The sequence below is a fragment of the Martelella sp. genome, assembly GCF_984369615.1.
In genome coordinates, this window is sequence record NZ_CFHTCS010000314.1 from 1 (window position 1) to 5063 (window position 5063).

Consider the following 5063-nt stretch of genomic DNA (forward strand, 5'->3'; position numbering starts at 1 on the left):
CGCCGAATGGCGGCGCGGCATGGAGCCCGCGATCCGTTCGGACGCGGCGCCGCTCAGGGTGGAGCGGCTCTGCCACGAGATTTCGGAAGCCCTGCCGGAAAATGCCATTCTTGTGGCCGATACCGGCTATTCGGGCATCTGGACCGCGACGATGGTTGACCTGCCGCATGCCGGTCAAAGCTATTTGAGGGCGGCCGGTTCGCTCGGCTGGGCCTTTCCCGCAGCCCTTGGCGCGCAATGCGGCGCTCCGGACAGGCCGGTCGTCTGCTTTTCGGGCGACGGCGCGTTCTACTATCACCTGAGCGAGCTCGAAACCCAGCGGCGCTGGAACATTCCGGTCGTCACCGTGATCAACAACAATTCCGGTTTCGGGCAGGGCACGCCGAAGGTTGCCTCGTTTTACGACGGACGTTCCGGCTCGCCCGAAGAGATCAACCGGTTCGGTCCGACGGATTTCTGTGCGCTCGCCAAGACTTTCGGGGTCGACGGTTATCGCGTGGAGCGGGCCGAGGATCTCGGGCCTGTTCTGAAAGCCGCGATCGCGGCCCGCAGGCCCGCGCTTGTGGACGTCGTGACCGACATCCATCCGCGCGCGCCTGAAGCCTGGTCGCCGAGTGCAGGCTGAGGTGGGGATGCCGCAGGTGGAGGTAGACAGGACCCCGCCGCGCTGCGCGGTGGCGCAATCGGTCCCGTTTTTGCGACGTTTGCATTTGGACTTTCTTCTGGTTATGTCTCACTTTCCGAGCCTCTCCGGGATGGAAACTGCCGTGGTCAGAAGAAGACAAGCACTGCCTGCCTCCAGCGGCACAAAAGACTACAGGATCAATTCCGGCCTTGCGCGCGGGCTGGCGGTTCTCAGGGCATTCGGCCCTGACAACAGGCCGATCGGCAACGCCGAGATCGCCGCGCGGGTCGGCCTGTCAAAGGCAACCGTCTCGCGCCTGACGTTTACGCTCACGGAACTTGGCTATCTCAATTATGATGAGGAAGTCGGGCGTTACTCTCTGGGACCGGCCGTTCTCACGCTCGGTTATGACGTCATGGCGCAGATGGAGATTCGCGATATTGCGCGGCCCTACATGCAGTCGCTTGCCGAATATGCCAATGCCAGCGTCTATCTTGGCACGGTCGACGGCAATGAGATCATCTATATCGAAGCCTGCCGCACGAAGGCTTCAATGGCGATCCGCCTAGGAGTCGGCTCCCGCATTCCCATGATCTGCACCGGCATGGGCAGGGCCTTTCTCGCGGCTCTGCCGGAAAAGGAACGGGAGGCGCAGATGCGTGCGGTCTCGGGAGATTACGGCGATAACTGGCCGGCGGTGGAAGCCAAGGCGCGGGCGCAGATCGCCTTTGCGCAGGAGAACGGCTTTGCGCTGAGTGATGGCGACTGGATCGTCGAGGCGAACTCGGCCGGCGCCGTTGTGCGGCGGGCGGATGGATATCCGGTCTACGGGATCAATGTCGGCGGCTTGCGCTCGATCGTCACCACTGAACGGTTGGTGCGCGATCTTGCGCCGCGGCTTCTGGACGTGGCCCGCGAAATAGAGCACGTCGCCCGCGGAATTCTCTGAAACGCTCTTTTGCCAGAGCGTCGGCCGCAAGGCTCGTTGCAAGCTTTTCGAAGAACAGCGCGAAATCACAATCCCGTTGGGGATGCGCTCGTCGCGCCCCTGTGCGGCGATAGCGCTATCCTCGGCGTTGACGCCAATGCCGGCAGGCTTCCGGCCGGCAGGTTGACGAATGTGCATCTGCCGAGCCTGATGCATGCGGCCGAGATGATCGATCCCTCCGATGCCGACGGCTGCCGAGCTCAAAAAAAGTGACAAAAAAACGGGAATCGCGGCGTTCCGGACCATTTAAACGGGCAAGTCCTGTCGACATTTCCGCACTTTTGAAATAGAATTTCAAAAGTGGCCGTTGTCCCAGGCCACGGGTGGCAGATCGGCGTGGTGGGAGAGCCTGGTCGATCGCTTCCCAGGAGGAGGAAAACGGGGCTGGGAGGAATTCATGAAGAAATTTGCAGCTTTCGCTTTCGGTCTCTCGATGGCGGTCACCACTCTTGCCGGCGCGGCGAGCGCCGAGCCGATCGTCATCAAGATCGGGCATGGCTCGGAGGGGGACCTGCACCTGCCGGGCGCCGGTCGCACGGCCTGTGTTGCGGCGATGAAGGACTATCTCAACGTTGCTTCCGATGGGCAGCTCGACCTTGAGGCCTATCCCGACAGTTCGCTCGGCGATGCGCGTTCGATGATCGAGTCGGCACAGACCGGCGTGATTCAGATGGCCGGTGTTTATACGTCGATCATGGTTCCCTTTATGCCGGAAATCGCAATCACCCAGATCCCCTATGTGTTTCCCGACAGTCTCACGGCCTGGCAGGTGATGGAAGGTCCGCTTGGGGATGCGCTCGCCGAGGGTTTCCTGGAGAAGACCGGTCTTCGGGTTCTGGCCTGGCCGGAAGGGGCGGGTTTCCGCAACATCTATTCCGAGAAACCGATTCACAGCGTCGCCGACATGAAGGGCATGAAGATGCGGGTCCCCGAAAACCCGGGACTTCTGGCCATGTTCCGCGCCTGGGACGCCAATACGGTGACGATCGGCTGGAGCGAGCTCTATACCGCGCTGCAGTCGGGCATGGCGGAAGGGCACGATACCGAGCTTTATTCGATGTATGCCTCGAAGCTCTATGAGGTGAACCCCTATGTCGCCATGACCCGGCACAGCTACAACCTTCATCCGATCCTGATCAACGAGGCGTTTTTCCAGTCGCTGTCGCCGGAAAACCAGACCCTGATGCTGAGAGCCGGCGATCTCTGCTCGCGCATGGGCAATGCCCAGTCCTATCTCAGCTCGCTGGTGATCCAGGAAGCGATGGAGGCCGAGGGCGCGGTGTTCTATTACCCGACCGCCGCCGAGCTTGCGGAATTCCGCGAACTCGCGCAGCAGCCTTACATCGATATGGTCCTGCGCAAGATGGGCGATGACGGGCAGGAATGGGTCGACCGCATCTTTGCCGCGACCAAGGAAGCTGAAAGCCAGCGCTGAGTTTGCCGGCTAGGGCAGGACTTGCGACGCCGCGACGACAACGATCAGGACCACCTGACCGATAGCGGCGTCGCCGTCCCTGCGCGCGGATTGCGGGAGCGGGCCTGAGTGCTGCTGCCGCAATCCGCGCGCGGCTCCGGCGGCAAGGGGATCTACTCAATGAAAAAGCTTCTCATCGGATATCAGATCGCCGTCGATGGTCTCGAAAAGGTCTGCATGGCCGTTGCGGTCGTGCTGACCGGATTGTTGTTCGTGATCACGGCCTACGAGATCATTGCCAACCAGCTTGTCGGAAACTCGCCGGTCTGGGTGGAAGAGGTCAGCAACCTGTTCTTCGCCTGGGCGGTTTTCATCGGCGCCGGCGTGATCGCGCGGCATGGCGGGCATATCGGCGTTGAAATCCTCTACGAGATGGTCGGACCTGTCCTGCAGACTGTCTTAAGGGTTGCATATGCCGTCCTGACGCTCGTCGTCGTCTTTGTCATGGTCTATTTCGGCTGGAAGATGGCGCTGTTCGTGGGTCAGTACCAGACCTCGCTCTATCTCGATATCTCGCTTTTCTACTTTTACCTCTCGGTTCCCGTCGGCGGCCTGCTGCTGGGGCTTTTCAGTGTCGCCGCCGCGCTTCCCGATCCGCGCGAGAAGGCAGATCTCACGCAAACCGCCGGAGTTTGACCCTTGATTGCTATCATTTTTGGCAGTTTCATCCCGATGCTTCTGCTCGGGGTCCCGATCGCGCTCTGTCTCGTGCTGATGACGATCTTCGTCTATGTCGATATCGGCGATCCGCGTCTGTTCCTGCAGATCCCGCAACGCATGTTCACCAGCACCGAGAACATGCTGTTGCTGGCGATTCCCTTCTTCATCATGGCAGGCGAGATCATGAACCGGGCCGGGATCACCGACCGGCTGATGACGCTGTCGTCATCGCTGGTGGGCTGGATTCGCGGCGGCCTGGCCCACACCAATATCGTCTCCAGCATGTTCTTTGCGGGAATTACGGGGTCTGCGGTCTCCGACACCGTCGCTGTCGGCAGCATCATGGTGCCGGCGATGAAGAAGAACGGCTATGGCGAGGACTACAGCGCCGCCGTGACGGCGGCCAGCTCCGTCATCGGCCCGATCATCCCTCCGAGCATTCCGATGCTGATCTATGCCTCGGTGATGAACGTGTCGATTGCCGGCCTGTTTCTCGGCGGCATGGTGCCCGGTATCCTGGTGGCGCTGGCGCTGATGGTGACGGCCTATATCGTCGCAGTGCGCAAGGGGTATGGCGAGCGCGCGCCGTTCGTCGGCGTGGTCCAGTTGATCCTCGCCTTCGTGCGGGGCGCTCCAGCCCTGCTCTTGCCGGTGATCATCATGGGCGGCATTCTCGGCGGCTTCTTCAGCCCGACACAGGCATCCGCCGTGGCGGTCATGTATGGTCTGGCGGTCGGCTTCCTGTTTTACCGCAAGCTCAAGCTGTCGGATCTGGTCCCGATCCTGTCCCATACCGCCAAGGCCACGGCGATGATCATGTTCCTGATGGCCTGCGCCAAGACCTTCAGCTGGCTGGTGACCTATTTCAATCTGGTCGAGCATGTGACGATCGCCTTCGTGTCGCTGACGGAGAACAAGCTGGTCTTCCTGCTGCTGGTCAATGTCATCTATCTGGTCATCGGCATGTTCCTGGACATGGGCTTCGCGATCATCGTCCTGGGACCGCTGCTGGCGCCGATCGCCTACACGTATGGAGTCGATCCGATCCATTTCGGCCTGATCACCTGCACCAATCTGACGATAGGATTGGCAACGCCGCCCTTCGGCCTTGTGCTGTTTGCCGCCTGCGGGGTGTCAAAGGTCAGCCTGTCACGCATAAGTCGGGCCATCCTGCCGTTCATCGCCGCCGAACTCGTGGTCCTGCTGCTGATCACCTACCTGCCGGCGCTGACCATGTATTTCCCGCGCCTGTTTGGATATGCCTAGAGCGCCGTGCGTCCATTCGGACGCACAAAGGACGCTCTAACCTATTTTAT

Annotated in this window: 5 protein-coding genes; all 5 read left to right on the plus strand. The window is 61.0% G+C overall.

Going from position 1 to position 5063, the window contains the following annotated elements; all coding sequences use genetic code 11:
• Positions 1-625: thiamine pyrophosphate-dependent enzyme (locus tag AC5DC2_RS19060; RefSeq protein ID WP_491699612.1), on the plus strand; the 625-nt coding region annotated here is incomplete at its 5' end.
• A 142-nt stretch (positions 626-767) separates the two neighbouring features.
• The gene (locus AC5DC2_RS19065; RefSeq protein WP_491699613.1) at positions 768-1574 is read left to right on the plus strand and encodes an IclR family transcriptional regulator; all 807 of its coding nucleotides are present in this window, start codon (positions 768-770) and stop codon (positions 1572-1574) included.
• A gap of 436 nt (positions 1575-2010) precedes the next feature.
• A complete protein-coding gene (locus AC5DC2_RS19070) occupies positions 2011-3048 on the plus strand; it encodes a TRAP transporter substrate-binding protein (protein WP_024706478.1) in 1038 nt (345 codons plus the stop codon).
• Positions 3049-3207: 159 nt separating this feature from the next.
• Positions 3208-3723 (plus strand): TRAP transporter small permease, encoded by a 516-nt coding sequence (locus tag AC5DC2_RS19075; protein WP_152534435.1) that lies wholly within the window; start codon positions 3208-3210, stop codon positions 3721-3723.
• A 3-nt stretch (positions 3724-3726) separates the two neighbouring features.
• Positions 3727-5013 (plus strand): TRAP transporter large permease, encoded by a 1287-nt coding sequence (locus AC5DC2_RS19080; RefSeq protein WP_024706476.1) that lies wholly within the window; start codon positions 3727-3729, stop codon positions 5011-5013.
• The last annotated feature ends 50 nt before the right edge of the window (positions 5014-5063 follow it).

What these genes read in the sequence shown, in the direction of transcription:
- AC5DC2_RS19075 (WP_152534435.1), top strand. Translation starts at nt 3,208, where the DNA reads ATGAAAAAGCTTCTCATCGGATATCAGATCGCCGTCGATGGTCTCGAA.
- AC5DC2_RS19070 (WP_024706478.1), top strand. Translation starts at nt 2,011, where the DNA reads ATGAAGAAATTTGCAGCTTTCGCTTTCGGTCTCTCGATGGCGGTCACC.